General features: G+C 70.1%; 25 protein-coding genes, 1 pseudogene and 1 riboswitch. Of the genes and pseudogenes, 14 read left to right on the top strand and 12 right to left on the bottom strand.

The annotated features are described in order from the left end of the window. The first annotated feature begins 60 nt into the window (after window positions 1–60). Window positions 61–951: an alpha/beta fold hydrolase gene (locus tag CSC71_RS09940; protein WP_162374219.1), complete on the top strand. Its 891-nt coding sequence runs from the start codon at window positions 61–63 to the stop codon at window positions 949–951. Window positions 952–1,125: 174 nt separating this feature from the next. Here the strand turns inward: CSC71_RS09940 and CSC71_RS09935 are convergent, their stop codons facing one another. Continuing rightward, window positions 1,126–1,506 (bottom strand): YkgJ family cysteine cluster protein, encoded by a 381-nt coding sequence (locus tag CSC71_RS09935; protein WP_162374218.1) that lies wholly within the window; start codon window positions 1,504–1,506, stop codon window positions 1,126–1,128. A gap of 120 nt (window positions 1,507–1,626) precedes the next feature. Between CSC71_RS09935 and oleC the strand changes: the two genes are divergently transcribed. From oleC to ubiB, 4 genes are all read left to right on the top strand, one after another. Continuing rightward, window positions 1,627–3,312, top strand: a complete 1,686-nt coding sequence (oleC, locus tag CSC71_RS09930) for an olefin beta-lactone synthetase (RefSeq protein ID WP_162374217.1) — start codon at window positions 1,627–1,629, stop codon at window positions 3,310–3,312. Beyond that, window positions 3,309–4,304, top strand: coding sequence for a 2-alkyl-3-oxoalkanoate reductase (gene oleD / locus CSC71_RS09925; RefSeq protein WP_162374216.1), 996 nt, complete (start codon window positions 3,309–3,311; stop codon window positions 4,302–4,304). The genes oleC and oleD overlap by 4 nt, the downstream gene beginning before the upstream one ends. A gap of 129 nt (window positions 4,305–4,433) precedes the next feature. Next, on the top strand, window positions 4,434–5,093 hold the full coding sequence (locus CSC71_RS09920; protein ID WP_162374215.1) for a ubiquinone biosynthesis accessory factor UbiJ: 660 nt from the start codon (window positions 4,434–4,436) through the stop codon (window positions 5,091–5,093). A gap of 5 nt (window positions 5,094–5,098) precedes the next feature. Then, the gene (gene ubiB, locus CSC71_RS09915) at window positions 5,099–6,757 is read left to right on the top strand and encodes a ubiquinone biosynthesis regulatory protein kinase UbiB (RefSeq protein ID WP_162374236.1); all 1,659 of its coding nucleotides are present in this window, start codon (window positions 5,099–5,101) and stop codon (window positions 6,755–6,757) included. Between the two features lies 1 nt (window position 6,758). On the opposite strand, the gene CSC71_RS09910 is transcribed toward ubiB, so the two are convergent. Then, entirely contained in the window at window positions 6,759–7,154 is a 396-nt protein-coding gene (locus tag CSC71_RS09910) for a hypothetical protein (RefSeq protein WP_162374214.1), read from the bottom strand. Between the two features lie 94 nt (window positions 7,155–7,248). Here CSC71_RS09910 and CSC71_RS09905 point away from each other — a divergent pair, with 94 nt between their 5' ends. The 5 genes from CSC71_RS09905 (at window position 7,249) to CSC71_RS09885 (ending at window position 10,657) form a co-directional block, all read left to right on the top strand. After that, complete coding sequence (locus CSC71_RS09905; protein ID WP_162374213.1) at window positions 7,249–7,995, top strand: N-acetylmuramoyl-L-alanine amidase; 747 nt, start codon at window positions 7,249–7,251, stop codon at window positions 7,993–7,995. A gap of 86 nt (window positions 7,996–8,081) precedes the next feature. Further along, window positions 8,082–8,462 (top strand): hypothetical protein, encoded by a 381-nt coding sequence (locus CSC71_RS09900; RefSeq protein WP_162374212.1) that lies wholly within the window; start codon window positions 8,082–8,084, stop codon window positions 8,460–8,462. 42 nt (window positions 8,463–8,504) lie between these two features. Continuing rightward, window positions 8,505–9,221, top strand: coding sequence for a pseudouridine synthase (locus CSC71_RS09895; RefSeq protein WP_162374211.1), 717 nt, complete (start codon window positions 8,505–8,507; stop codon window positions 9,219–9,221). Between the two features lie 100 nt (window positions 9,222–9,321). After that, a complete protein-coding gene (locus CSC71_RS09890; protein ID WP_162374210.1) occupies window positions 9,322–10,089 on the top strand; it encodes a cytochrome b/b6 domain-containing protein in 768 nt (255 codons plus the stop codon). 34 nt (window positions 10,090–10,123) lie between these two features. Beyond that, complete coding sequence (locus CSC71_RS09885; RefSeq protein WP_162374209.1) at window positions 10,124–10,657, top strand: helix-turn-helix transcriptional regulator; 534 nt, start codon at window positions 10,124–10,126, stop codon at window positions 10,655–10,657. Between the two features lie 12 nt (window positions 10,658–10,669). On the opposite strand, the gene CSC71_RS09880 is transcribed toward CSC71_RS09885, so the two are convergent. The 5 genes from CSC71_RS09880 to CSC71_RS09860 all read right to left on the bottom strand — a co-directional run bounded on the left by CSC71_RS09880 (window position 10,670) and on the right by CSC71_RS09860 (window position 14,656). Beyond that, complete coding sequence (locus CSC71_RS09880) at window positions 10,670–11,005, bottom strand: cupin domain-containing protein (protein WP_162374208.1); 336 nt, start codon at window positions 11,003–11,005, stop codon at window positions 10,670–10,672. A gap of 62 nt (window positions 11,006–11,067) precedes the next feature. Then, window positions 11,068–11,457, bottom strand: a complete 390-nt coding sequence (locus CSC71_RS09875; RefSeq protein ID WP_162374207.1) for an MAPEG family protein — start codon at window positions 11,455–11,457, stop codon at window positions 11,068–11,070. Between the two features lie 118 nt (window positions 11,458–11,575). After that, window positions 11,576–12,136, bottom strand: a complete 561-nt coding sequence (locus CSC71_RS09870) for a hypothetical protein (RefSeq protein ID WP_162374206.1) — start codon at window positions 12,134–12,136, stop codon at window positions 11,576–11,578. Window positions 12,137–12,251: 115 nt separating this feature from the next. Further along, window positions 12,252–13,937 (bottom strand): M28 family metallopeptidase, encoded by a 1,686-nt coding sequence (locus CSC71_RS09865; protein WP_162374205.1) that lies wholly within the window; start codon window positions 13,935–13,937, stop codon window positions 12,252–12,254. A 62-nt stretch (window positions 13,938–13,999) separates the two neighbouring features. Further along, entirely contained in the window at window positions 14,000–14,656 is a 657-nt protein-coding gene (locus CSC71_RS09860) for a DUF4097 family beta strand repeat-containing protein (RefSeq protein WP_211367960.1), read from the bottom strand. A gap of 138 nt (window positions 14,657–14,794) precedes the next feature. Here CSC71_RS09860 and gpmI point away from each other — a divergent pair, with 138 nt between their 5' ends. The 3 genes and pseudogenes from gpmI to CSC71_RS09845 form a co-directional block, all read left to right on the top strand. Further along, window positions 14,795–16,351 (top strand): 2,3-bisphosphoglycerate-independent phosphoglycerate mutase, encoded by a 1,557-nt coding sequence (gene gpmI / locus CSC71_RS09855; protein WP_162374203.1) that lies wholly within the window; start codon window positions 14,795–14,797, stop codon window positions 16,349–16,351. Beyond that, window positions 16,348–17,571, top strand: coding sequence for a murein hydrolase activator EnvC family protein (locus CSC71_RS09850; protein ID WP_162374202.1), 1,224 nt, complete (start codon window positions 16,348–16,350; stop codon window positions 17,569–17,571). Before gpmI ends, CSC71_RS09850 begins: the two co-directional genes overlap by 4 nt. Window positions 17,572–17,806: 235 nt before the next feature. Then, a pseudogene (locus CSC71_RS09845) lies at window positions 17,807–19,147 on the top strand (S41 family peptidase); the annotation flags it as partial. A 73-nt stretch (window positions 19,148–19,220) separates the two neighbouring features. On the opposite strand, the gene CSC71_RS09840 reads toward CSC71_RS09845, so the two are convergent. From CSC71_RS09840 to CSC71_RS09825, 4 genes are all read right to left on the bottom strand, one after another. Then, on the bottom strand, window positions 19,221–19,544 hold the full coding sequence (locus tag CSC71_RS09840) for a DUF190 domain-containing protein (RefSeq protein WP_162374200.1): 324 nt from the start codon (window positions 19,542–19,544) through the stop codon (window positions 19,221–19,223). Then, window positions 19,541–19,942: a fluoride efflux transporter CrcB gene (gene crcB, locus CSC71_RS09835; protein WP_246192135.1), complete on the bottom strand. Its 402-nt coding sequence runs from the start codon at window positions 19,940–19,942 to the stop codon at window positions 19,541–19,543. The genes CSC71_RS09840 and crcB overlap by 4 nt, the downstream gene beginning before the upstream one ends. A gap of 85 nt (window positions 19,943–20,027) precedes the next feature. Further along, window positions 20,028–20,107: riboswitch (Fluoride riboswitch) on the bottom strand. 130 nt (window positions 20,108–20,237) lie between these two features. Continuing rightward, entirely contained in the window at window positions 20,238–20,558 is a 321-nt protein-coding gene (locus CSC71_RS09830) for a DUF1820 family protein (RefSeq protein WP_162374198.1), read from the bottom strand. A gap of 94 nt (window positions 20,559–20,652) precedes the next feature. After that, entirely contained in the window at window positions 20,653–21,336 is a 684-nt protein-coding gene (locus CSC71_RS09825) for a rhomboid family intramembrane serine protease (RefSeq protein WP_162374197.1), read from the bottom strand. A 239-nt stretch (window positions 21,337–21,575) separates the two neighbouring features. Here CSC71_RS09825 and CSC71_RS09820 point away from each other — a divergent pair, with 239 nt between their 5' ends. Next, window positions 21,576–22,961 carry an OmpP1/FadL family transporter gene (locus tag CSC71_RS09820; RefSeq protein WP_162374196.1) on the top strand — a complete coding sequence of 462 codons (1,386 nt, stop codon included), beginning with the start codon at window positions 21,576–21,578 and terminating at the stop codon, window positions 22,959–22,961. A 48-nt stretch (window positions 22,962–23,009) separates the two neighbouring features. Here CSC71_RS09820 and CSC71_RS09815 read toward each other — a convergent pair whose 3' ends face one another. After that, entirely contained in the window at window positions 23,010–24,179 is a 1,170-nt protein-coding gene (locus CSC71_RS09815) for a GGDEF domain-containing protein (RefSeq protein ID WP_162374195.1), read from the bottom strand. Between the last annotated feature and the right edge of the window lie 177 nt (window positions 24,180–24,356).

The following is a 24,356-nucleotide window of genomic DNA, read 5'->3' as shown; positions in this document are numbered from 1 at the left end:
CCTCCGCGGTAATGCACACGGGGGCCGGTTCGCCGGCCCTTTTTTGTTGTCGGAGCAGCAATGAATCTTCCCGGTTATCCGTTCGCGCCGCAGCGTCTCGAAGTCCGCCCGGGCATCGAGCTGAGTTACCTGGACGAAGGCCCGCGCGACGGCGAGGTCGTGGTCATGGTCCACGGCAACCCGTCGTGGAGCTATTACTGGCGCAACCTGGTTTCCGGGTTGCGCGACAGGTACCGCTGCATCGTGCCCGACCACGTCGGCATGGGTTTCTCCGACAAGCCCGGCGACGCGCAGTACGACTACACGCTGCAGTCGCGCGTCGACGACCTCGCGGCGCTGCTCGACCACCTCGGCATCGCCGGCCCGGTCACGCTGGCGGTGCACGACTGGGGCGGCATGATCGGCTTCGGCTGGGCGCTGTCGCATTCGGCGCAGGTGAAGCGGCTGGTGCTCACCAACACCGCGGCGTTCCCGCTGCCGGCGGCGAAGAAGATGCCGTGGCAGCTGTCGCTGGGCCGCGACTGGAAGCTCGGCGCGTTCGCGATCCGCGCGTTCAACGCGTTCTCCGCCGGCGCCTCGTGGCTCGGCGTCGAGAAGAAGATGCCGGCCGACGTGCGCCGCGCCTACGTCGCGCCGTACGACTCCTGGGCCAACCGCATCTCCACCGTGCGCTTCATGCAGGACATCCCGCTCGGCCCGGGCGACAAGGCGTGGCCGCTGCTCGAAGCCGCGGGCAGGAAGCTGCCCGAATACGCGGACCGCCCGGCCTTCGTCGGCTGGGGGCTGAAGGATTTCGTGTTCGACAAGCACTTCCTCGAAGGCTTCCGTGCCGCGTTGCCGGCGGCCGAGGTGATGGCCTTCGACGACGCCGGCCACTACGTGCTGGAAGACAAGGCCGAGGTGCTGGTGCCGGCGATCCGCAGGTTCCTCGACGCCAATCCGCTGGGTTGAGCCCGTCTCCCGCTGGCGGGGGACGGTGCCCGCAGGGCGGATGAGGGTGCGAGCGATGCGAGCCTGTTTTTGCCGTCGCCTCGGAAAATCAAAAGCCGAGCCCTCACCCCCGGCGCTGCGCGCCTTTCCTTCTCCCGCAAGCGGGAGAGGGGGCTCAACGGGCGGGAGAGGGGTTCAAGCCTCCGGCAACGGATTCTTCTCCGCCTCGTCCACGCCTGCCCAATCCGCCGGCGTCAGCGCCGGCAGTCCGTGCGCCAGCCGCGCCTTGTCGCATTGCGGGCTGGCTTCGCCGAATTCCCACGAGGCCGGCACCAGCGCGCACACCGACGGCCGGCGGTCGTGGATGGTGCAGCGGCTGTAGCGGCCGATGTCGGCGTCCAGCGCGATGCAGCGCGGGTTGGTCTGGCTGGTGCCGCGCATCGCCCGCTCGTGCGCGCGCAGCGGTTCGGTCAGTTCGAACGGCACCTGCCCGCCCAGCGCGGGGTCGGCCTCGGACCAGTGGAAACTGACCCGGAAGAACGCGCAGCAGGCGCCGCAGGTCAGGCAGGGATGCATGGGGCAGGGCGATCCAGGGTGGTGCGGGAGCGGTATTCTCCTGCAGTTGCGTGCGCACCGGAACAGGATGCGCGATGCAAGCGGCAGACGCGGGACGGCATCAGCGGCCACAATAGACGGATGAACGAAGCATCCCGCCACGAGGCACGCCCCGGCGAAGCCTGCAACATCGCCGCCGCATTGCCGCGGCTGGCGCGCGAATGCCCCGACCGGGTCGCGATCCGCTGCCCCGGCAAGGGCGGGCGTTACGACGTCGAGCTGGATTACGCGCAGCTGGACGCGCGCAGCGACGCGATCGCCGCCGGGCTGGTGCGGATCGGCGTGGTCCGCGGCAGCCGCACCGTGGTGATGGTGCGGCCGTCGCCGGAGTTCTTCCTGCTGATGTTCGCGCTGTTCAAGGCCGGCGCGGTGCCGGTGCTGGTCGACCCCGGCATCGACAAGCGCGCGCTGAAGCAGTGCCTCGACGAGGCGCAGGCGCGGGCCTTCATCGGCATCCCGCTGGCGCAGGTCGCGCGCATCGCGCTGGGCTGGGCGAAGTCGGCGCAGATCGTGGTCACCGCCGGCCCGCGCCTGGGCTGGAGCGGCCACACCCTGGCGGAAGTCGAGCGCCTCGGCGCGAACGACGGGCCGCAGCTCGCCGACACCAAGGGCGACGAAGTGGCCGCGATCCTGTTCACCAGCGGCTCCACCGGCGTGCCGAAGGGCGTGGTCTACCGGCACCGCCACTTCGTCGCGCAGATCGACATGCCCCGCGACGCCTTCGGCATGCGGGCCGGTGGCGTCGCCCTGCCGACCTTCCCGCCGTTCGCGCTGTTCGATCCGGCGCTGGGCCTGACCTCGGTGATCCCCGACATGGACCCGACCCGCCCGGCCAGGGCCGACCCGCGCAAGCTGCACGCGGCGATGAAGGAATTCGGCGTGACCCAGCTGTTCGGCTCGCCGGCGCTGATGCGGGTGCTCGCCGAACACGGCGAACCGTTGCCGGAAACCGTGTTGCGCGCGACCTCGGCCGGCGCGCCGGTGCCGGCCGAGGTGGTCGCGAAGCTGCGCAAGCTGCTGCCGAAGGACGCGCAGTTCTGGACCCCGTACGGCGCCACCGAATGCCTGCCGGTCGCGGTGATCGAAGGCCGCGAACTGCAGGCCACGCGCGCCGCCAGCGAGACCGGTGCCGGCACCTGCGTCGGCCGCCCGGTGCCGCCGAACGAGGTGCGCATCATCCAGATCGGCGACGAACCGATCGCCGAATGGTCGGACGAACTGCTGGTCAAGCCGGGGCGCATCGGCGAGATCACCGTCGCCGGGCCGACCGCGACCGACCTGTATTTCAACCGCGACGAGGCCACGCGCGCGGCGAAGATCCGCGAACGCCTCGCCGATGGCGGGGAGCGCATCGTGCACCGCATGGGCGATCTGGGCTGGTTCGACGAGCGCGGCCGCCTGTGGTTCTGCGGGCGCAAGAGCCAGCGCGTGGAAACCGCCACCGGCCCGCTGTACACCGAACAGGTCGAGCCGGTCTTCAACGCCCATCCGTGGGTGCGCCGTTCGGCGCTGGTCGGCATCGGCAAGTACGGCTGGCAGGTGCCGGTGCTGTGCGTGGAAACCGACCGCAGGCTGGGCCGGGCGCAGCGCGACGACCTGCTGCTGTCGCAACTGCCGGAACTGGCGCTGGCGCATCCGCACCTGCGCGGCATCCGCGACTTCCTGCTGCACCCGGGCTTCCCCGTCGACATCCGCCACAACGCCAAGATCGGCCGCGAGAAGCTCGCGGTCTGGGCGGCGCGCAAGCTGAAGCGGGTTTCGGCATGAAGATCCTCGTCACCGGCGGCGGCGGTTTCCTCGGCCAGGCGCTGTGCCGCGGCCTGGTCGAGCGCGGCCATGAAGTGTCCAGCTTCAACCGCGGCCATTACCCGGCGCTCGACGCGCTCGGCGTGCGCCAGTTCCGCGGCGACCTCGCCGACGGCGAGGCGGTGCTCGCCGCGGCGAAGGGCATGGACGCGATCTTCCACAACGCGGCCAAGGCCGGCGCGTGGGGCAGCTACGACAGCTATTTCCAGGCCAACGTGGCCGGCACGCGCAACGTGCTCGACGCCTGCCGCGCGCACGGCATCGGCAAGCTCGTCTACACCTCGACGCCCAGCGTGACCCATCGCGCGACGCATCCGGTCGAAGGCCTCGGCGCGCACGAAGTGCCGTACGGCGGGAATTTCCAGGCGCCGTACGCGACCACGAAGACCATCGCCGAGAAGGAGGCGCTCGCCGCCAACGGTGCGGACCTGGCCGTGGTCGCGCTGCGCCCGCGCCTGATCTGGGGCCCGGGCGACCAGCAGATCCTGCCGCGCCTGGTCGAGCGCGCGAAGGCCGGGCGCCTGCGCATCGTCGGCGACGGCGACAACAAGGTCGACACCACCTACATCGACAACGCCGCGCAGGCGCATTTCGACGCGTTCGAACACCTCGCCCCCGGCGCGGCCTGCGCCGGCAAGGCCTACTTCGTCTCCAACGGCGAGCCGTGGCCGATGCGCGAACTGTTGAACGCGTTGCTCGACGCCGCTGGCGCACCGCGCGTGGACAAGACCCTGTCGTTCAAGGCCGCGTACCGCATCGGCGCGGCCTGCGAACTGCTGTGGAAGGCGTTGCCGCTGAAGGGCGAGCCGCCGATGACGCGCTTCCTCGCCGAACAGCTTTCCACCGCGCACTGGTACGACATGCGGCCGGCGCAGCGCGACTTCGGTTACGTGCCGCGGGTGAGCATGCAGGAAGGATTGCGGCGGCTGGCCGAATCGCTGCGCTCGCTGTAGGAGCGGCGTAAGCCGCGACCACGTATTTTCCCTACTTGCGAAAACATCCGGAAGCATGCTCGGACATGGCGGTCGCGGCTTACGCCGCTCCTACAACAGCGGGTACGTCGCAACGGCTAGAATGCCGGCATGGCGCCGACTCCCCTCGATTCCCTGAAGCCCCTCGCCGGCCGCGCGCTGGAAGCGGCGCTGAACCGCGCGCTGGCGCTGGATGCGGACACCCGCGATGCGCTGCAGGCGCTCGACGGCCGCAGCGTCGCGCTGCACCTGGAAGCGCCGGCGCTGGCGCTGCAGGTCCGCGTCGATGGCGGACAGCTGCGCGTCGGCCCGGTCGACGAGGAAGACGAAGCCGATCTCTCCGTGCGCGGCACGCTCGGCGGCCTGCTGTCGCAGCTGCCGGTCTTCTCGCGGCTGGGCCTCGGCCGCGACGACGCGGCGCCGGCCGGCCGCGTGCGCGTGTCCGGCGACGCCGAACTGGCGCGCCGCCTGCAGACCCTGGCGCGGCGCTTCGACCCGGACTGGCAGCAGCCGTTCGTCGCGGTGTTCGGCGAAGTCGCCGGCGTGCAGGTCGGCAACGCCGCGCGCGCCGCGCTGGACCAGTTGAAGACGCTCGGCGCGAACCTCGCCGCCAGCGCCGCCGGCTACCTCGTCGAGGAATCGCGCGACGTGGTCGGCCACGCCGAACTGAACGCCTTCCACGACGACGTCGACGCGCTGCGCGACGACGTCGAGCGCATCGCCGCGCGCGTGGCAAGGCTCGCGGCGGGCGGGCCCGGGGGCGGCGCATGAGCAGCCTGAAGGCGGCGTTGCGCGCCAGCCGCATCGGCCGCGTGCTGTTGAGGTACCGGCTCGACGACCTGCTCGACGACACCCCGGCCGAGCGCTGGCTGAAACTGGCGCGGCCGTTCGTGCCCAGCGCCTCGGCGGAGATCGCCGCGCTGCCGCGCGGCGCGCGCCTGCGCCTGGCGCTGCAGGAGCTGGGGCCGATCTTCGTCAAGTTCGGGCAGATCCTGTCCACGCGGCGCGACCTGATCCCGCCGGACGTCGCCGAGGAACTGACCCTGCTGCAGGACAAGGTGCGGCCGTTCGACGGGCAGACCGCGCGCCGCCTGGTTGAACAGTCGCTGGGCCGCGACATCGACGACGCCTTCGCCGCGTTCGACACCGCGCCGCTGGCCTCGGCGTCGATCGCGCAGGTGCACGCGGCGGTGCTGCACGACGGCCGCGACGTCGTGGTCAAGGTGCTGCGGCCGCAGGTCGAGAAGCAGATCGCCGCCGACATCGCCCTGCTGAAGTCGGCCGCGGCAGTGGTCGACCGCGCGCATCCGAACGCCGACAAGATCCGCCCGCGCGAAATCGTTTCCGAGATCGAGACCACGCTGGCCGCCGAACTCGACCTGCAGCGCGAAGGCGCCAACGCCAGCGTGATGCGCCGCTTCTGGCAGGACTCGGACGACCTGTACATCCCGGAAATCGTCTGGACCCACACCAGCGAGCGCGTGCTGACCATCGAGCGCGTGCACGGCATCCCGTCCGACGACATCGTCGCGCTCGACCGCGCCGGCGTCGACCGCAAGGCGCTGGCGGCCAAGGGCGTGCGCGTGTTCTACACCCAGGTGTTCCGCGACAACTTCTTCCACGCCGACGCGCACGCCGGCAACATCTGGGTCGACGCCGACCCCGGGCGCAGGGAAGACCCGCGTTTCATCGCCCTCGACTTCGGCATCGTCGGCCAGCTCTCGGCGCAGGACCAGTACTACCTGGCCGAGAATTTCATGGCCATCTTCAACAAGGACTACCGGCGCATCGCCGAGCTGCACGTCGAGGCCGGCTGGATGCCGGCGACGGTGCGCATCGACGAGCTGGAGGCCGCGGCGCGCGCGATCTGCGAGCCGTACTTCACCCGCCCGCTGTCGGAAATCTCCCTCGCCGAGGTGCTGGTCAAGCTGTTCCGCACCGCGCAGAAGTACGGGCTCACGCTGCAGCCGCAATTGATATTGCTGCAGAAGACCCTGCTCAACATCGAGGGCGTCGGCCGCCAGCTCGACCCGCAGCTCGACATCTGGGCGGTGGCGAAACCCGTCCTCGAGAAGATCCTGATCCGCCGCTACAGCCCGCGCAACGTCGTCCGCGAACTGCGCAAGCGCCTGCCCGAGATCATGACCCACACGCCGGAGATGCCGCGGCTGGTGCACGGCTGGCTGAAACAGCAGGTCGAGGGTCGGCACGAGATGGAAATCCGCTCGAAGGAACTGGTCGAACTGGTGCAGTCGCTGCACAAGCTGCAGCGGCGCGCGGTGTTCGCGATCCTCGGCTCGGCGCTGCTGATCGCCGCCGCGGTGCTGTACGGGCTGGAAGCCGGCGGCCCGCACCTGCTGTCGGTGCCGGCTTCGGCGTGGATCGCCGGCCTCGGCGGCCTGTGGGCGCTGATCGCGGCGTGGCCGCGGCGCTGAATCAGTCCTTCGCCCCGCCCATGCGGCGCCGGTAGCCGGCGCTCAGCCGCCAGCCCAGCCACACCTGCAACGGCAGCGACAGGACGGCGCCGAGACTGAACCAGCGCGGCCAGTCGTCCCAGAATTTCACGACGGCGGCCAGGCCGAACGCCGCGGCGACCGCGAAGAACGCCAGCGCCAGCGCCAAGAACCATTTCGACGCGATGCGCAACGCGCACCAGCTGCCGGCGACGCCGGCCGCGAAGGCCCAGAACAGGTCGGCGGCCAGGTGCGCGGGCCCCTGCGGGATCCGCAGCAGGTCCGAAAGCAGGCCACCGGCCAGGTTGACCAGCGGGACGACGACGAGCGCCACGACGAACCCGAGGAGACCGCGCAGCGCGGCGGCGAGATCGCGCATCGTTTCCCCTGTTGGAATGCCTCGGGCAGAATAGCAGCCGACCGCATTCCGGCGGATGCGGGGGGATCCTGGCAGACGAGAAGGGGACGCGCAGATGGGAACGAAGCGATGGCTGGCGGTGTCGTGCGCGGCGGTGCTGCTCGCCGGCTGCAGCAGCTACATCCACACCAGCCGCAACCCGCTGGCGACGTGGGTCGCTTCGCCGAACCGCGACGTACGCAAGCCGGTGCTGGTCGTGCTGCATTTCACCGAGCAGCAATCGGTCGAGCAGAGCCTGCGCACGCTGCGCACCGCCAACAGCGGCGGCCGGGTCAGCGCGCACTACCTGATCGGCCGCGACGGCGAGCGCTACCAGCTGGTGCCCGACGAGATGCGCGCGTGGCACGCCGGCGCCGGCAGCTGGGGCACGATCACCGACCTCAACTCGGCGTCGATCGGCATCGAGATCGACAACGATGGCCAGTCCGACTACCCCGAGGCGCAGATCGAGAGCCTGCTGGTGCTGCTCGACGACCTGTGCCGGCGCTGGTCGATCCCGCGCACGCAGGTCATCGGCCATTCCGACCTGGCGCCGACGCGCAAGGTCGATCCGGGCCCGCGCTTCCCGTGGAAGCGGCTGCACGACGCCGGCTTCGGCGTGTGGCCGGCCGACGACGCGCCGCCGGCGCCGCCGGGCTTCGACCCCTGGCGCGCGCTGGCGCAGATCGGCTACTCGCTGGCGGATCGTCCGAAAGCGGTGCGCGCCTTCCACCTGCACTTCCGCGCCAGCGCTGGCGAAACGCTGGACGACGAGGACCTGCGCATCCTGCATGCGCTGACCCGGCCGGCCGGCGGCGAGTGACCGGTGGCCGGCGGCATTGAGTTGCGCGGCGCGCGGGGGTAGGCTGCGCCGGCCAGCATTGGGGCTGGACGCCGGAGGGCGTCGGCATGTCGCAAGCGCCGGACTACGAAATCCGCTTCGCGCCGCATCCGGCGGGCCTGCGGGTGCACGTGCGCGGCCCCGGCACGCTGGTCAACACCATCGCCTACTGGCAGGCGATCGTCGCCGAGCTGCGGCGCAAGCCGGTGCATGGCTTGCTGCTGATCGACGAAATGTACGGCGAGCCGCTGCAGGCCGACGAATGGCGCAACCTGGTGCTGTCGATGCGCGGTTCCGGGCTGGAGGACGTGCGCATCGCCCACGTCAAGCCGAACGGCCTGCAGAAGATCGAATACTGCGAAATCTATGCGGTCGAGGCCGGCATCCAGGCGCGGGTGTTCGTCAACGAATCGCTGGGCAGCGTGTGGCTGCAGCACGGTCCGGCGTGACCGCACCGGTCGCGGGCGGTCGCGTTCGCGGATAATCCGCGGATGCAGACGCCAGACGATGCCATCGCCGTCCTCCACATCGACGACAACATCGCGGTCGTGGACAAGCCGGCCGGGCTGATGGTCCACGACAGCAAGCTGGCGCGCGGCGAGGACGATTTCCTCGCCGACCGGCTGCGCGAGCAGTTCGGCCGGCCGGTGTTCCTGATCCACCGCCTCGACCGCGCGACCAGCGGCTGCCTGCTGCTGGCCTTCGACCGCGACAGCGCCGGCGCGCTCGGCAAGGTGTTCATGTCGCGCGCGGTGGAGAAGGAATACCTCGCCGTGTGCCGCGGCTGGCCGGAGGCGGAATTCGTCGTCGATTACCCCCTCGACGGCGGCCCGGGCAAGCCGGAAAAGAAGCCGGCGCTCACGCGCTTCCGGCGCATCGCCACCGGCGAATTGCCGTTGCCGTCGTCGGGTTTCGAGACTTCGCGCTACGCGCTGCTGCTTTGCTGGCCGGAAACCGGCCGCTTCCGCCAGATCCGCCGCCACCTGAAGCACGTCTCGCACCACCTGGTCGGCGACACCAGCCATGGCGACGGCCGCCACAACCGCAACTTCCGCATGAACGGCGTGCACCGGATGCTGCTGCACGCGCGGCGACTGGCGTTCGCGCACCCGGCCAGCGGCGAACGCATCGAGGTCGTCGCACCGCTGGATGCGGAGTTCCGCAAGGCGTTCGCGTTGTTCGGCTGGCAGTCGCCGGCCTGCGGCTGACGCCGCAAAACGCCGGCTTGCCGCACGATGCGGCATTTGCCCGATGCCGGAAAGGGCGCGGCGCGCCAGTCTGGGCCTCCCTTGCTTGCGGAGTAGTCCCATGCGTCCGGTTCGCGTCTACGACCTGCCCACCCGGGTGTTCCATTGGTGTTTCGCGGCGCTGTTCGTCGCCGCGTATGCCGTCGCCAACCTCGTGGACGACGAATCGTCCCGCTTCGCCTGGCACATGCTGGCCGGAGCGATGCTGGGCGTGGCCGTGCTGGTGCGGCTGGTCTGGGGCGTGGTCGGAACGCGCCACGCGCGGCTGTCCGACCTGACCCTCGATCCCCGCCAGCTGGCGGCGTATCTGAAGGCCGTGGTCGCGGGTGGCGGCCGCCGCTGGGTGGGCCACAACCCGGCATCGAGTTGGGCCGCCCTGTCGATGATGGCGCTCGCGCTGGCGCTCGGCGCCAGCGGCGTGGCGATGGCCGCCGGCTCGGCGCCGGAATGGGTCGAGGAGGCGCACGAACTGATGGCCAATGCCTTCCTGGCCATTGTGCTGCTGCACGTGGCCGGCCTGTTGGCGCATGGCCTGCGCCATCGCGATGCCTTGCCGTTGAGCATGCTCAGCGGGCGCAAGCGCGACCTGCCCGCCGGAACCCCGGATGTGCCGGCCCGTGGCGCGATGGCATTGCTGGTGCTGGCGCTGGTGGCGGGCAGCGGCGTGCAGTTGTCGGGTTTGTACGACCCGGACAACGGCACGCTCGACCTGTTCGGTACCCGGCTGGCATTGGGCGAGAATCAGCGCGAATCCCCGGACGATGGCGAACAGGGGAAAACGGCGGGTGGACGCAAAGATGACGACGGGCGCGAGGAAGACGAAGACTGAGCCGATGGTTGTGGCGGAAACCGCAAGACCGGTCGTGAATGCGCGTGAGCGCGCGGTGGTGGTCGGCGTGTTGTTGCTGATCGCCGTGCTGGTGGCATTCGATGTCGCGGCCGACCTGCATCAGGGCGCGTCGCCGTGGCATGTCGCGCTGGAAATCGCGGCCGGCACCGCGGCGGCGGCGGGGGCGTTCTACCTGCTGCGCGGCGCCGTGCGGTTGCGGCGGCGTTTGGCGCGGCAGGCCAGGGACCTGTCCGCCTACCGCGCGCAGGCGGAGGCGTGGCAAGCGCAGGCGCGCAAGCACGTGGAAGGATTGGCGCGTTCGATCGACCAGCAACTGGAGCGCTGGCAACTGTCGACGGCGGAAAAGGAAATCGCGTTCCTGCTGCTGAAGGGGCTGAGCCTGAAGGACATCGCCGAATTGCGCGGCACCGGCGAGAAGACCGTGCGCGCGCAGTCGGCGGCGATCTACGCCAAGGCCGGGCTGGCCGGTCGCTCGGAGTTGTCCGCGTTCTTCCTGGAGGATCTGCTGGTACCGCCCGTGGCGGCGCCTGCCGGGCATCCGGAATGACGGAGCTGCGGGCTACTCACCGCCGTTCGGGCCCCAGAAAACGCCCCACGCCACCAGGTCGTCGCTGAAATCCTCGAAGCGGTGTTCGACCCGCGCCGGCACGAACAACGCGTCGCCGGGCTGGAACGGGAAGCGCTCGCCGTCGATGACCAGCGTGCCGCTGCCGCGATGTACGAAGTACAGCTCATCCTGTTCGTGCGTGGTCTGATAGTCCTTGCCGCGGGGCGTGAACAGCACCACCGACATCGTGCCGTGTGCGAATGCTTCGATGTCCCAGACACCCTCGGGCCATTTTTGCGTGGCAGGCGAGGGGATCTGGCCCAGCATGTCGGTCAGCGAAATGCGCATGGTGGCTTCTGGATCGGTTGGGCTCAACGAACGTTTTGCTCGCCCGGGGGTTGCGTTGGAGGCTAAGCTGCCTTCAATGCCGCCAATACGATCAGCGCCGCCGTGCAGGCGAATCCGCCCAGCCACGACAGGCTGCGCAGCGGCGGCAGGTTGCCGAGGTAGAAGATGCCGTGCAGTACGCGGAACGCGACGAAGGCCATGGCGAGCTTGCTGACGGTATCGGCCGGCACGCCGGCCAGCTGCGCCATGACCACGCCGGCGGCGAACGGGGCGAAATTCTCGAAGGCGTTCAGGTGCGCGTTGTAGGCGCGCTGGACGGAATAGTTTTCGGACTGCTTGGCGACCCACGCGCGCGGGTTGCGGTTGCTGTAGCCGGGCCGCGCCTTGGCGATCGTCGCCCAGACGTAGGGCAGCAGCGCGGCGATCAGGATGCACCAGTAGGCGGTGGACATGCGGTTTCTCCTGGTAATGGTCCGGGGTCCTTCGACTCCGGACCTGCGGTCCTACGCTCAGCACGAGCGATTCAATAGGTTCCGTTCGCCCTGAGCGCAGCGCAGCGGAGTCGAAGGGTTACGGCCACAGCCAGCAGAAGGTCAGCGCGCTGACCACGGCGTAGATCAATGCGTCGAGCGCGTCCTTCAGCACGCTGCGCCATGGCGCGCCCCACCAGATCCCCTGGACCACGCTGCCGGCGGCATAGGCGAGGAAGGTCATCACGCCGACCAGGTGACCGACGCGGCGCGCATCGGCATCGCCGCCGAGTACGTGCCACGCGGTGCAGCCGGCGATCGCCGCGACCACCAGCGACAACAGGAACCACAGCAGCAACGGCTTGCCCAGCGACGGCATGCCGGCGGGACGCACGATGACCTTGGCCACCGGGCCTTCGCGGAACCTGCGCTGGGCGTCTTCCTGCTGCATCTCCTTCGGGTCGGAGCAGTACGGCAGGAAGTAGATGCCCGGCTTCGGCGCGCCGGACCTGTTGAAGGCGGCGCGGATGTCGTCCTCGCCGGCGAACTTGTGGTACTCGCTGTTGTGCCACTTGAACAGCATGTGGACCAGGCTGCTGGCGACGAACACGAACACCGCGGTCAGCAGGATCGGCAGCCACAGTTGCAGCAATGCGCTCATGGAAGGCTCCTCCCGGGAAGTGGCGCCAGCCTAACCGAAATCGCAGCGCAAAAAAGAGCACGGCGCCCTGCGGCGCCGTGCTCTCGCTTCCCTTCGCGGAGGGGTCCGGCGCGGCCTACTTCGCCGCCTTGGCCCGCATCATCTCGTCGCGCGCGGCCTTGAAGGCGTTGCCCGCGTACCAGTTCGGCCACGCATCGCCGCCGGCCAGTTCCCTGCCGACGCCATAGGCCAGTTCCAGGTCTTGCACGGTGCCGTCCAGCTTCCACTTGGCCGGATCGTATTCGTCGGCCGGCGAGTGGTAGCGGTTGTCGCCGTAGTCCTTGGCCGCGGCCTTGCCCGCCTCGACGCCGCCCTCGACCAGGTCCTCGCCGCCGTCGATGTACAGCGCCGGCACGCCGGCCTTGGCGAAGTTGAAGTGGTCGGAACGGAAGTAGAAGCCGCTTTCCGGGCTGTTTTCCGCGTGCAGGGTGCGGCCCTGCGCGTCGGCGAGCGGCTTGAGGATGTCCTCCAGTTCCGAGGAGCCGAAACCGGTCACGGTCAGGTCCCTGGCCTTGCCGGCCACCGACATCGCGTCGATGTTGACCACGCCGGCGATCTTGTCGAGCGGGAAGGTCGGGTGGGCGACGTAGTACTTCGAACCGAGCAGGCCCGATTCCTCCAGTGTCACCGCCAGGAACGCCACCGAGCGCCGCGGTTTCGGATCCTGGTGGGCGAAGGCGTCGGCGACCTCGAGGATGCCGGCCACGCCGGTGGCGTTGTCCACCGCGCCGTTGTAGATGTTGTCGCCGGCCTCGCCGTCGTGCTTGCCCAGGTGGTCCCAGTGCGCCATGTAGATCACCGCCTCGTCGGGCCTGTCGCTGCCCGGCAGCACGCCGATCACGTTGCGCGACTTCTTCTCGGTGATCGCGCTCTTCAGGTCGACCGACAGCTTCGCCCGCAGCGGCACCGGCTTGAAGCCGCGCCTGTTCGCGTCCTTGTAGGCCTGCTCGAGGTCGAGGCCGGCGCCGGCGAACAGCGCCTTCGCCGCATCGGCGGTGATCCAGCCCTGCACCGGCAGGCGCGGTTCCGGATCGTCCTTCGCCGGCAGGTCGTACTGCGCCCCCGACCACGAATTCCTGACCACGTCCCAGCCGTAGCTGGCGCCGGGGGCGTCGTGGACGATCAGCGCGGCGGCGGCGCCCTTGCGCGCGGCCTCCTCGAACTTGTAGGTCCAGCGGCCGTAGTAGGTCATCTTCTTGCCTTCGAACAACGACGCATCGCCGCTGTGGAAGCCGGGGTCGTTGACGAACATCACCACGGTCTTGCCGGTCCAGTCCTGGCCGGCGTAGTCGTTCCACTGCTGCTCCGGCGCATCGACGCCGTAGCCGACGAAGACCATGTCGCTGCCGTCGATCTTCACCTCCGGCTGGTTGGTGCGGGTGCCGACGACCATGTCGCTGCCGAACTTCAGCTCGCGCGCCGTGCCGCCCTGTTCCAGTTTCAGCACGGTGTTCTCGTCGGCGGTGGTTTCGACCATCGGCACGTCCTGGGTCCAGCTGCCGCCGTTGCCCGGCTGCAGGCCGATGCGTTGCATCTGTTCGATCAGGTAGGCGACGGTCTTGTCCTCGCCCGGCGATCCGGGACCGCGCCCCTCGAATTCGTCCGAGGCCAGCTTGCCGACCAGCACGCCGAGGTCGGCTTCGTCGATCGCCGTGGCGAAAGTGTGGGCGGGCGCGGCGGGCGCGGCGGCATCGGGCGCTTCGCGCTTGCATGCCGCGACGGCGGCGAGCGCGGCCAGGCCCAGGACAAGCTTGCGGTTCATCGGGATTCCTCGAATGCGGGAATCCCGATTCTAGCCGCAGCGGCGCGCTGCGGCGAAAGCGGTCAATCCTTCGGCGCGGTCGGCGTGTCGAAGGTCTTCGCGGTGGCGCCGGTCACCGGGCCGATCTTCGCGGTCCGGTGCACGTACAGCACGACCGGGCGCTCGAACACCAGCGCGCCCTCGACCACCGCGTTCGGGCCGATCACGATGCGCGGGTCGCGCTTGGCCTCGAAGCGGACCGAGCTCTTGTTCTTCTCGATGCGGATGCCGCCCTTGACGTGCGAATCCACGCCGACGGTGATGTCGCCGGTGACGGTCCGCAGGTCGCCGCCGACTTCGGTGGCGACCAGGCCGATGCCGCCGTTGACGTTGCTGACGTCGCCTTCGACCTTGCCGCCGCGGTCGACGAAGATGCTGCCGTTCACGGTGGTGATGTCGCCGTCGACGGACACGTCGCGGCCGAGCTCGACGCCGCCGTTGACCGTGGTCAGGTCGCCGGTGCGCGCCTTGTCGGCGACGTCGATGCCGCCGTTGACCGTGGTCGCGTCGCCGGTGGTCGCGCCCGCGCCGATGTCGATGCCGCCGTTGACGGTGTTCAGGTCGCCATAGGTCTGGCCGGCGTCGGCGTCGATGCCGCCCAGCACCTTGGAGACGTCCTGCTGGGCGAACGCGGGTACGGCGCCCAGGGCCAGGGTCAGCAGCAGGACATTGCGAGCGATGGACATGTCGTGGTTCCTCATCCGGGTGGTGGTATGGGATTGGATGCCCATGCGGCGCGCAGAGTTTAAACGGCGCGAACCCATGCTGGCGCGCTTCGCTACAATCGACGCCTGCCTGAAGTCACCGTGAGTTCCGCCGTGTCCGCAACGCCTGCCCGTCCCAAGCCCGTGGTCCTGATGATCCTCGATGGCTGGGGCCATCGCGACGATCCGGCCGACAACGCCCTGGCCCAGGCCGAGCTGCCGAACTGGAACCGCCTGCTGGCGACCAGCCCGCACACGCTGATCCACACCGAGGGCCGCTTCGTCGGCCTGCCCGACGGGCAGATGGGCAATTCCGAGGTCGGGCACATGAACCTCGGCGCCGGCCGCATCGTCTACCAGACCCTGACCCGGATCGACACCGCGATCGAGGACGGCAGCTTCTTCGCCAACCCCGAGCTCGACGCGGCCTGCGATGCGGTGCTCGCCGACGGCGGCACGCTGCACGTGTTCGGCCTGCTGTCGCCGGGCGGCGTGCACAGCCACGAGAACCACGTCTTCGCGATGCTCGAACTGGCCAGGCGCCGCGGCGTGAAGCAGGTCGCCGTGCACGCCTTCCTCGACGGCCGCGACATGCCGCCGCGCTCGGCCGGGGAAAGCCTGCGCAGGCTGCAGCAGGTCTGCGACAGGCTCGGCAACGCGAAGGTCTACAGCGTCAGCGGCCGCTATTACGCGATGGACCGCGACAAGCGCTGGGACCGCCTGCGCAAGGCGTGGGACGCGATCGTCGAGGCGCAGAGCGACCTGCATGCGCCGGACGCGCAGGCCGCGCTCGCCGCCGCCTACGCGCGCGACGAGAACGACGAATTCGTGCTGCCGACCGTGGTCGACGGTGCGCAGCCGATGCGCGACGGCGACGCGGTGGTGTTCATGAACTTCCGCGCCGACCGCGCGCGGCAGCTGAGCGCGGCCTTCGTCGACCCGGCCTTCGCCGGCTTCGACGCGCGCAAGCCGAAGCTGGCGCGCTTCGTCTGCCTGGCCGAATACGACGCCAAGCTGCCGGCGCCGGTCGCGTTCGGTCCGCAGGACCTGCGCCACACGCTCGGCGAGATCGTCTCCGAAGCGGGCCTGAAGCAGCTGCGCATCGCCGAGACCGAGAAATACGCGCACGTGACCTTCTTCTTCAGCGGCGGCGTCGAGGATGTGGTGCCGGGCGAGGAACGCATCCTGGTGCCGAGCCCGAAGGTCGCCACCTACGACCTGCAGCCGGAGATGAGCGCGCCGGAAGTCAGCGCGAAGCTGGTCGCGGCGATCGACAGCGACCGGTTCGACCTGATCGTCTGCAACATCGCCAACCCGGACATGGTCGGCCACAGCGGCATCCTCGCCGCCGCGGTGCAGGCCGCGCAGGCGGTGGACAAGGTGGTCGGCGCGGTCGAACAGGCGGTGCGCGAAAAACACGGCGCGCTGCTGATCACCGCCGACCACGGCAACCTGGAGATGATGCGCGACCCCGAGACCGGGCAGCCGCACACCGCGCACACCATCGGCCCGGTGCCGTTCGTCTACGTCGGCGGGCGCGCTGGCGCGAAGCTGCGCGAAGGCGGCGCGCTGCGCGACGTGGCGCCGACCGTGCTCGACCTGCTCGGCCTGCCGAAGCCGGCGGAAATGGACGGCGCCAGCCTGTTTGAGGCGGGGTTGCCCGCCGGATGAAACCGCGTCGCGCCAGCGGCCTGTTGCTCGCGGTATTGGCCGTGCTGCCGCTCGCCGTCCCCGCGCAGAGCGCGCGCGAGACCGAAAAGAAACTCGGCCAGGTCCGCAGCGAACTGAAGTCGATCGCCGCGGAACGGCGCAAGCTCGAAGGCCAGCGCGGCGACGCCTCGCGCAAGCTGCGCGAGGCCGACGAGCAGGTTGGCCGCTCCAGCCGCTCGCTCGGCGAAACCGAGGCCGCGCTGAAACGCGAGGAAGCGGCGCTGGCCGAACTGCAGCGCAAGCGCGACGCCATGCGGGCGCGCCTGTCCGCGCAGCGCGCGCAGCTGGCGACGCTGTTGCGCGCGGCCTACCTGCAGGGCGGCGCCACGCCGCTGAAGGCGCTGCTGTCGCAGGACAGCGTGGCCCGCGCCAACCTGGCGCTGGCCTACCACGGCTACGTGCAGCGCGACCAGGCGCGCAGGATCGCCGCGCTGACCGGCGAACTGCAGGAACTCGCGCGGGTCGAGGACGAGATCGAAGCGCGCCGCGCGCAACTCGAGGAAGCCCGCCAGCGCCAGCGCCAGCAGGTCGCCGCGTTGCAGAAGGACCGCAAGGCGCGCGCCGGCGTCGTCGCCGAACTCGAACAGAAATACCGGGACCGCGCCGCACGCGAGCAGGCGCTGGGCCGCGACGCGAAATCGCTGGAGCGCCTGCTCGCCAATCTGCGCGCCGCCGCCGCGCGCGCCGAAGCGGAGCGCCGCGCGGCCGAACGCGCGGCGAAGCAGGCCGAGGCGCGCGGCCACAAGCCCGGCGAACGCGCGCCGGCGCGCCCGGCGGTGGCCAACGCGCCGGCGTTGAAGGTCGGCGGGCTCGGCTGGCCGCTGTCGGGCAACCTGCTGGCGCGCTTCGGCGGGCGCATGCCCGATGGCCGCGCCAGTTCCGGCGTGCTGATCGGCGCGCCGGCCGGCAGCACGGTCAGCGCGGTCGCCGACGGCACCGTGGTGTTCTCCGAATGGATGACCGGCTACGGCCTGATCCTGATCGTCGATCACGGCAACGGCTACATGAGCCTGTACGCGCACAACGAAAGCCTGCTGCGCGACGCCGGCGACAGCGTCAAGCGCGGCGACGCGGTGGCGCGGGTCGGCAGTTCCGGCGGCTTCGGCACGCCGGCGCTGTATTTCGAACTGCGCCGCAACGGCCAGCCGGTCGACCCGGTGTCGTGGCTGCAGCGGCGCTAGGAGAAACCCTTCCCGCGTCCGTGGGAAAAGCTGCCGAGGACGGACGAGGTCGCGGGTGCGGCGGGCCCGCCGCCGCCTTCCCGAGGCCGACGGCCGGCCCCGGTCCGGCCCGGCGTGCTGCGCGCGTTCGCCTCTCCCGCGGCGATACGGGCGCGGGGGTTAAGAAGCCGTTGCTACAAGCGCCATTCATCGCTGCTTCGCGCATAATCCGGGCATGATCTTCCGGAGCGAATGCATGCGCCTGCCCCCGATCCTCGCGTTGCTGTTGCTGGCCGCGCCCGCTTTCGCGCAGCAGGCGAAACCGGACGCGACCGGCGCCGGCGAACAGGAAGTCGCGTCCAGCGACGATCCCGACGCCGCCGAGACCGCGCCGGCCAAGGTGCCGCTGGAGGAGATCCACCGCTTCGTCGCCGTGTTCAACGCGGTGCGCGACGCCTACGTCGAACCGGTCGACGACAAGAAGCTGATGCAGTCGGCGGTGCGCGGCCTGCTGCTCGACCTCGATCCGCACAGCGCCTACCTCGACAAGTCCGACGCCGAGGACTTCGACGAACAGGCCGAAGGCGCCTACGCCGGCATCGGCGTCGAGCTGATGACCCAGCCCGACAACACGCTGCGCGTCATCGCGCCGATCGACGACACCCCGGCCGCGCGCGCCGGCATCAGGTCCGGCGACGTGATCGTCGCGATCGACGGCAAGTCGCTGCCCGGCGACGACAGCATGGAGCCGCTGCGCGGCGAACCGGGCAGCAAGGTCAGGCTGAGCATCCTGCGCGAAGGCAGCGACAAGCCGTTCGACGTCCAGCTGGTGCGCGAGATCATCCGCATCGCCAGCGTGGACAGCCGCCTGCTGGAACCGGGCTACGGCTACGTGCGGATCAAGGCGTTCCAGGCCGACACCGGCGCCGATTTCCAGAAGCACCTCGACAAGCTGCAGGCGAAGGGCAAGCTGCGCGGACTGGTGCTGGACCTGCGCAGCAACCCCGGCGGCCTGCTGACCGCGGCGGTGCAGGTCGCCGACGACCTGCTCGACAAGGGCGGCATCGTCAGCACGCGCGGGCGCGTGCCGATCAGCGACGCGAAGTTCGAGGCCACGCCGGGCGACCGCCTCGGCGGCGCGCCGGTGGTGGTGCTGGTCGATGCCGGTTCGGCCAGCGCTTCGGAAGTGCTGGCCGGCGCGCTGCACGACAACAAGCGCGCGCGCATCGTCGGCAGCCGCACCTTCGGCAAGGGCTCGGTGCAGACCGTGCTGCCGCTGGACAACGGCGATTCGGTCAAGCTGACCACCGCGCGCTACTACACGCCCAGCGGCAGGTCGATCCAGGCCAGCGGCATCGTCCCCGACGCGGTGCTGAAGCCGGTGCAGGACGCGACGCAGCCGACCATCATCGGTTCGACGGCCCTGTTGCCGCCGACCGAGGCGGGATTGCCCGGCCACCTGCGCGGCGACGAGGAAGGCGCGGAAGGTTATGCCGCCGGCGACGTGCTCGACGGCGACGGATACATCGCGCAGGCGCTGGCCGAACTGAAGCACCCGGGCGCGGTCGCGGCGGCGGAAAAGGCCAGGGCGTCGAAAAAGAAGTAAGCCGTCCCGTCCGGGTCCGCGCGCCGCGTGCCGGGCGGCGCCATTGCCGGTCGTGCCGCCGCGGTCACGGCGCTTCGCCGGTCACGCCGTATTCGGCCGGAAGCATCGCGTAGAACAGCTGCAGCCGTTCCGTACGCAGCAGTTCCAGCAATTGCTGCGCCTGTTCGCGGGTGACGACGAACTCGACCAGGACCGGTTCCTCGCCGGCCAGTTCGAAGAAATGCTGCTCGTGCATCTTGCCCTGGCGGCCGAAGCCGGCGATCGCGCGGAACGCGGAGCCGCCGTGGATGCCCATGTGCCGTGCGCGCTCGAGCAGCCAGTCGTATACCGGCACGCCGGCGTGCTTGCGGTTTTCGTAGGTGTACAGGCGCAGGTGGATGCCGTTCATTGCGCGCCCCCGAAGGCCTTGGACAATGCCTGCACCGCGAACAGCCCGGCGAGGGTCGCCAGCAGCGAAACGCCGACATGGGCGACGGTGTGCAACGCGGCCCAGCGGTATTCGCCGCGCAGCAGCAGCGTGACCGACTCGGCCGAATAGGTCGAGAACGTGGTCAGGCCGCCGAGGAAGCCGGTGGTGAAGGCCAGCCGTACCGCGGGCGGCAGGCTTTCGTACTGCGCGAACACGCCCAGCGCGCCGCCCATCAGCAGGCCGCCGAGCGCGTTCGCCGCCAGCGTGCCCAGCGGCAGGGTCGGGAAGACCGGGTTCATCGCCAGGCCCAGCGCCCAGCGCAGCAGGGCGCCGCAGCCGGCGCCGACGAAGATGCTCAAAGCGGAAATGCCGTCCACGCGCAACGCTTCCTCATGGCCCGGGGAGCATCGTATGCGAGAAGGCGGTCGGAAAAACGCCAACGCCTGCGCACCCGGGGCTCCGGGGTGGGCAGGCATCATCGGCCACGTCGGCGGTTCGCCCCGGAACTCGGGGGCCGGAGGAATGCCATCTGCGTTGCAGCAGGGCCCATCCTGGCACGAGACAGCCGAAGCTTGCCACTTCCTCGGTGCATTCGCGGCTACGTCATTCGGCGTTATTGCTGCCTTTGCTGGGTGCGCGGCCAAGCAGAAGCAGGACGGAGTTTCGCCGCACTCAACGCGGCTTTGCCGGCAGCGGGAACGGCGTCACCACCTTCTCGCCGCTCTCGGCGTCGCGGATCGCCGACTGGCCCTTGCGCTCCACTTCTTCCACGCGCAACACGCTGTGCATCGGCAGGTGCAGCACCTTGGTGTTGCCGAATTCGTCGCGCAGGCGCTCCTCGGTCGGGTCGACGACCAGGCCGTTGTGCACGTCGAACACCAGTTCGCCGACCTCGGTGAATCCCCAGATGCCGCTCGCGGCCACGTGCCGCGCGTACAGCTCGTAGACCTTGCCGTGGCTGAGGAAACTGACTTTGTAGAGCGGTTTGGCCATGTGCGGTTACAGGAGCGGGGCTTTGGTCGGTAATTGGTGGTGGGTGGCGCCAAATCAAGTTCCGCCGGCCGCGAACCGCCCGCTGCGGGCCCGCTCAATACCCCTGCCGCTTGCGCAGGCGCCGCGCGATCGCGGCGCGCACGAACAGCGCGAACAGCGCGCCGAACACGAAGCCGGCGATGTGCGCCGACCACGCCACCGCGCCGAACGCCGGCCTGAAGTAGGCGAACAGCACCTGCAGGCCGATCCACACCCCGATCAGCAGGAACGCCGGCGCCTTGACGAATTCCAGGAACAATCCCAGCGGCAGCACCACGCCCAGCTTGGCGGTCGGGAACAGCGCCAGATAGGCGCCGATCACCGCCGACACCGCGCCGCTGGCGCCGATGATGACCCGGTCGGGCGCGCCGATGTACAACCCCGCGGCCAGGTTCGATACCGCGCCGCCGAACAGGAACAGCCCGAGCAGCCGCCACGGCCCCATCATGCGCTCGGCCGGCAGGCCGAAGATCAGCAGGAACATCAGGTTGCCCAGCAGGTGCGCCCAGTCGGCGTGCAGGAACATCGCGGTGAACAGGCGCAGGATGCTGCCGTCGTGCAGGCCGGCGCGCCATGCCTCGCGGCTGGCCAGTCCGCCCGACAGCGCCCCCCAGTCGCGCAGCAGGCTGGCTTGCGGCTGCGCCTGGCCCCAGACGAAGGCGGCCAGCAGCAGCAGCGCCAGTGTCGGGGTGGCCCAGCGCAGGGCCGGCCGGTGGCGGGAGGGAAGGGCGACGAACATGGGTGCAATTTAGCCGTTGGCCGGCATTGGGCAATGGGGTCCGTATTCACAATCATGAACAGGCAAATGCCGGGATATCAGCCTTCCAGTTGTTAGCCTTGCGTTAGAAAACCGTACATATGCGTATACTGGATACGGCGTCGTATTGTCGGGAGGGGCTTCCGGCAGGGACCATGGCGGGCGCCCGCCGGGTCCGGATGGCGCGGTCTTCTGGTCCACATCCTTTCCCGGAGAATTTCATGACGAGCATTACCCGCATTTCCGCGCTGGCCATCGGCATCGCCGGCGCCCTGGCGATGGGCCAGGCCCACGCCTCCGGCTTCCAGCTGCGCGAATCCAGCGTTGCCAACGTTGGCCGTGCCGGCGCCGGCAGCGCCGTGTACAACGGCGATCCCACCGTGGTGTCGGGCAACCCGGCCGCGATGTCCAGCTTCGACAGCAAGTCCATCCGCGCCGACGTCACCGTCATCGACCTGACCGCCAGCTTCGAGGGCGGCGGCTACGCCGCGGCGCCGCTGGTGCAGGCGGTGCCGACGGCGGCCCCCGCGCTGGCGCTGCAGGGCGGCGACGGCGGCGATCCGGGCGACGCCACGCCGGTGCCGAACCTGTCGTTCGTGCTGCCGCTGGGCGGCGATTTCGACAAGCTGACCCTGGGCGCCAGCGTCGGCGCGCCGTTCGGCCTGAAGACCGACTACGAGCCGGATTGGGTCGGCCGCTACCACGCGCTGGAATCGGACGTGAAGGTCGTCGACCTGACCCTGTCGGCTTCGGTCGAACTCAGCGAGCGCTTCTCGCTGGGCGCCGGCCTGATCTGGGAACGTGCCGAGGCGACCCTGTCCAAGTCGATCGACTTCGGTTCGGCGCTGTGCCTGCAGTCGGGCAACCCGGCCAACTGCCTCAACCCGCAGTTCCCGTTCCACCCGCAGGCCGCCGACGGCACGTTCAAGGTGGAAGGCGACGACACCGGCATGGGCTGGCTGTTCGGCGCGCAGTTCAAGCCGACCGACAAGCTGACCATCGGCTATGCGCACCGTTCCGAGATCGACCACGAACTGGAAGGCACGGTCGACTTCACCGTGCCGGCGGCGGTGCAGGCCGCGATGGGCCCGCTCGCCGCCGCCTATGCCGACGGCCCCGGTGGCGCCAAGCTGACCCTGCCGAGCGTCGACACCCTCAGCGTGCGCTACGACTTCACCGACAGCTTCCGCCTGCTGGCCGACTACCAGCGCACCGACTGGTCGTCGCTGCGCGAGGTCGACGTGCGCCGCAGCAACGGGGCCTCGATCGGCGCCGAGGACTTCCAGTGGAACGACAGCGACTTCGTCGCGCTGGGCGCCGAGTTCGATTTCAACGACGCCTTCACCTTCCGCGCGGGCATCGCCAAGGACGAAACCCCGACCCACGACGACACCCGCACCCCGCGCCTGCCCGACAACGACCGCACCAACTATGCGATCGGCCTGACCTGGCAGGTGTCGCCGGCGTTCCGCGTCGACGCCGCCTACGAGCGCATCGAGATCGACAGCCCGAGCGTCAACGTGGTCTCGTCCAGCGCCTCGCTGCTGACCGGCAAGTTCGACGGCCACGCCGACCTGTTCGGCATCGCCGCGCAGTACAACTTCTGAACCGCGCCAACGCGGAAGGAAGGAAAAACCCCGCTGCGGCGGGGTTTTTCATGCCTGCTGGTTCGCCGCCCCGGCGGGACGCCACGCCCGCACGTGGTTGCGGCCCAGGCGCTTGGCCTCGTACAGCGCCTCGTCGGCGTTGAGCATCAGCGTGTCGATCCCGTCGGCATCGGCGCCGGTGGCGACGCCGACGCTGACCGTGATCGGATCCGGCGCGATTTCGGCGATCTGCTGGCGCGCGACCTCGCGGCGGATGCGCTCGGCCATGCCCAGCGCGTCGTCCGCGGAAATGTCGTGCAGGACCACGACGAATTCCTCGCCGCCGACCCGCGCGAACAGGTCGCCGCTGCGGATGCAGGTGCGCACCGCGTCGGAGAAGCACCGGAGCACCGCGTCGCCGGCGGGGTGGCCGTGGCGGTCGTTGATCAGCTTGAACCTGTCCAGGTCCAGCGCGATCACCGCCGACCCGCGCGAACCGATCGGGACGAAATCGCCGCGCAGCCGCACGCCCAGGCCGCGGCGGTTCAGCGCATCGGTCAGCGGATCGACCAGGGCGACGTGGCGCAACGACTCGGCGGCGCGGAAGCTCGACAGCATCAGCATGCAGAAGTTGAGCAGGAACCAGGTCGGCAAGTCGATGTCGACCCAGTCCTCGTTGGCGCCGTAGCGGCCGCCCAGCGCGTCGCCCAGGTCGCGTGCGTACAGGAACACCAGCACCGCCATCGCCAGCATGATCAGCCGCGCCGGCAGCAGGGCGGGCACGTCGCGCAGGCGGCGCAGGTGGAAGATCGACACCAGCAGCGACACGACCTCGGACGCGCTCATCGCGCCGCCCTGCGCGTTGAGCGTGCCGGAGCCGATCCACGCGCCGAGCGGAACGGCCACGCAGAACGCCATCAGCGCGACGTCGCCCGGCCGCGGGCCGCGCTGCTCGACGAACTGCACCACCGCCCAGGCCAGGCCGGCGATGCCGCTGCTGGCCAGCAGGCCGCCGAGGTTGGCGGCCCACCACGCGCCGCGCGCGTCGCCCGCCTCTTCCAGCAGCGGCGCGGTGCCGTCCAGCAGCGACGCGCCGATGGTGTAGACCAGGTGCGCGATGCCCCACAGCGCGATGCCGCGCAGGCCGCTGGACACCCGCGCGACGTACCAGAACAGCACCAGCAGGAGCAGCGCCAGCGCGTTGTCGCCCAGCAGCAGGGCGTGGAAATCGGTGGTCATGCCGCTTCGGCCGCCTCCCGTCGCCGTACCGGACACCCGGTACGGCGCGAGAGCATACGGCAAGCGAGGCGCGACCGCCGCCGACGGGCGGCAACGCCCCGCCGCGGGGCTGCGATGGGGCGTCCGTACCCGCTGGCGGTTACCCGTTGCGGCCCGGCGAAGCGCGCCGGGCGTTCA

Source organism: Pseudoxanthomonas sangjuensis, assembly GCF_010211755.1.
Lineage (GTDB): Bacteria > Pseudomonadota > Gammaproteobacteria > Xanthomonadales > Xanthomonadaceae > Pseudoxanthomonas_A > Pseudoxanthomonas_A sangjuensis.
This window is presented reverse-complemented; position numbering and strand designations above follow the sequence as displayed.

Bases quoted from the DNA above. Each gene is read 5' to 3' on its own strand.
- oleD (WP_162374216.1), top strand. From the start codon at position 3,309: ATGAAGATCCTCGTCACCGGCGGCGGCGGTTTCCTCGGCCAGGCGCTG.
- CSC71_RS09900 (WP_162374212.1), top strand. From the start codon at position 8,082: ATGTCGCAAGCGCCGGACTACGAAATCCGCTTCGCGCCGCATCCGGCG.
- CSC71_RS09880 (WP_162374208.1), bottom strand. From the start codon at position 11,005: ATGCGCATTTCGCTGACCGACATGCTGGGCCAGATCCCCTCGCCTGCC.
- CSC71_RS09895 (WP_162374211.1), top strand. From the start codon at position 8,505: ATGCAGACGCCAGACGATGCCATCGCCGTCCTCCACATCGACGACAAC.
- CSC71_RS09940 (WP_162374219.1), top strand. From the start codon at position 61: ATGAATCTTCCCGGTTATCCGTTCGCGCCGCAGCGTCTCGAAGTCCGC.
- CSC71_RS09820 (WP_162374196.1), top strand. From the start codon at position 21,576: ATGACGAGCATTACCCGCATTTCCGCGCTGGCCATCGGCATCGCCGGC.
- CSC71_RS09825 (WP_162374197.1), bottom strand. From the start codon at position 21,336: ATGTTCGTCGCCCTTCCCTCCCGCCACCGGCCGGCCCTGCGCTGGGCC.
- CSC71_RS09905 (WP_162374213.1), top strand. From the start codon at position 7,249: ATGGGAACGAAGCGATGGCTGGCGGTGTCGTGCGCGGCGGTGCTGCTC.
- CSC71_RS09935 (WP_162374218.1), bottom strand. From the start codon at position 1,506: ATGCATCCCTGCCTGACCTGCGGCGCCTGCTGCGCGTTCTTCCGGGTC.
- CSC71_RS09875 (WP_162374207.1), bottom strand. From the start codon at position 11,457: ATGTCCACCGCCTACTGGTGCATCCTGATCGCCGCGCTGCTGCCCTAC.
- CSC71_RS09890 (WP_162374210.1), top strand. From the start codon at position 9,322: ATGCGTCCGGTTCGCGTCTACGACCTGCCCACCCGGGTGTTCCATTGG.
- CSC71_RS09840 (WP_162374200.1), bottom strand. From the start codon at position 19,544: ATGAACGGCATCCACCTGCGCCTGTACACCTACGAAAACCGCAAGCAC.
- CSC71_RS09910 (WP_162374214.1), bottom strand. From the start codon at position 7,154: ATGCGCGATCTCGCCGCCGCGCTGCGCGGTCTCCTCGGGTTCGTCGTG.
- CSC71_RS09815 (WP_162374195.1), bottom strand. From the start codon at position 24,179: ATGACCACCGATTTCCACGCCCTGCTGCTGGGCGACAACGCGCTGGCG.
- CSC71_RS09870 (WP_162374206.1), bottom strand. From the start codon at position 12,136: ATGAGCGCATTGCTGCAACTGTGGCTGCCGATCCTGCTGACCGCGGTG.
- CSC71_RS09830 (WP_162374198.1), bottom strand. From the start codon at position 20,558: ATGGCCAAACCGCTCTACAAAGTCAGTTTCCTCAGCCACGGCAAGGTC.
- oleC (WP_162374217.1), top strand. From the start codon at position 1,627: ATGAACGAAGCATCCCGCCACGAGGCACGCCCCGGCGAAGCCTGCAAC.
- CSC71_RS09865 (WP_162374205.1), bottom strand. From the start codon at position 13,937: ATGAACCGCAAGCTTGTCCTGGGCCTGGCCGCGCTCGCCGCCGTCGCG.
- CSC71_RS09920 (WP_162374215.1), top strand. From the start codon at position 4,434: ATGGCGCCGACTCCCCTCGATTCCCTGAAGCCCCTCGCCGGCCGCGCG.
- CSC71_RS09850 (WP_162374202.1), top strand. From the start codon at position 16,348: ATGAAACCGCGTCGCGCCAGCGGCCTGTTGCTCGCGGTATTGGCCGTG.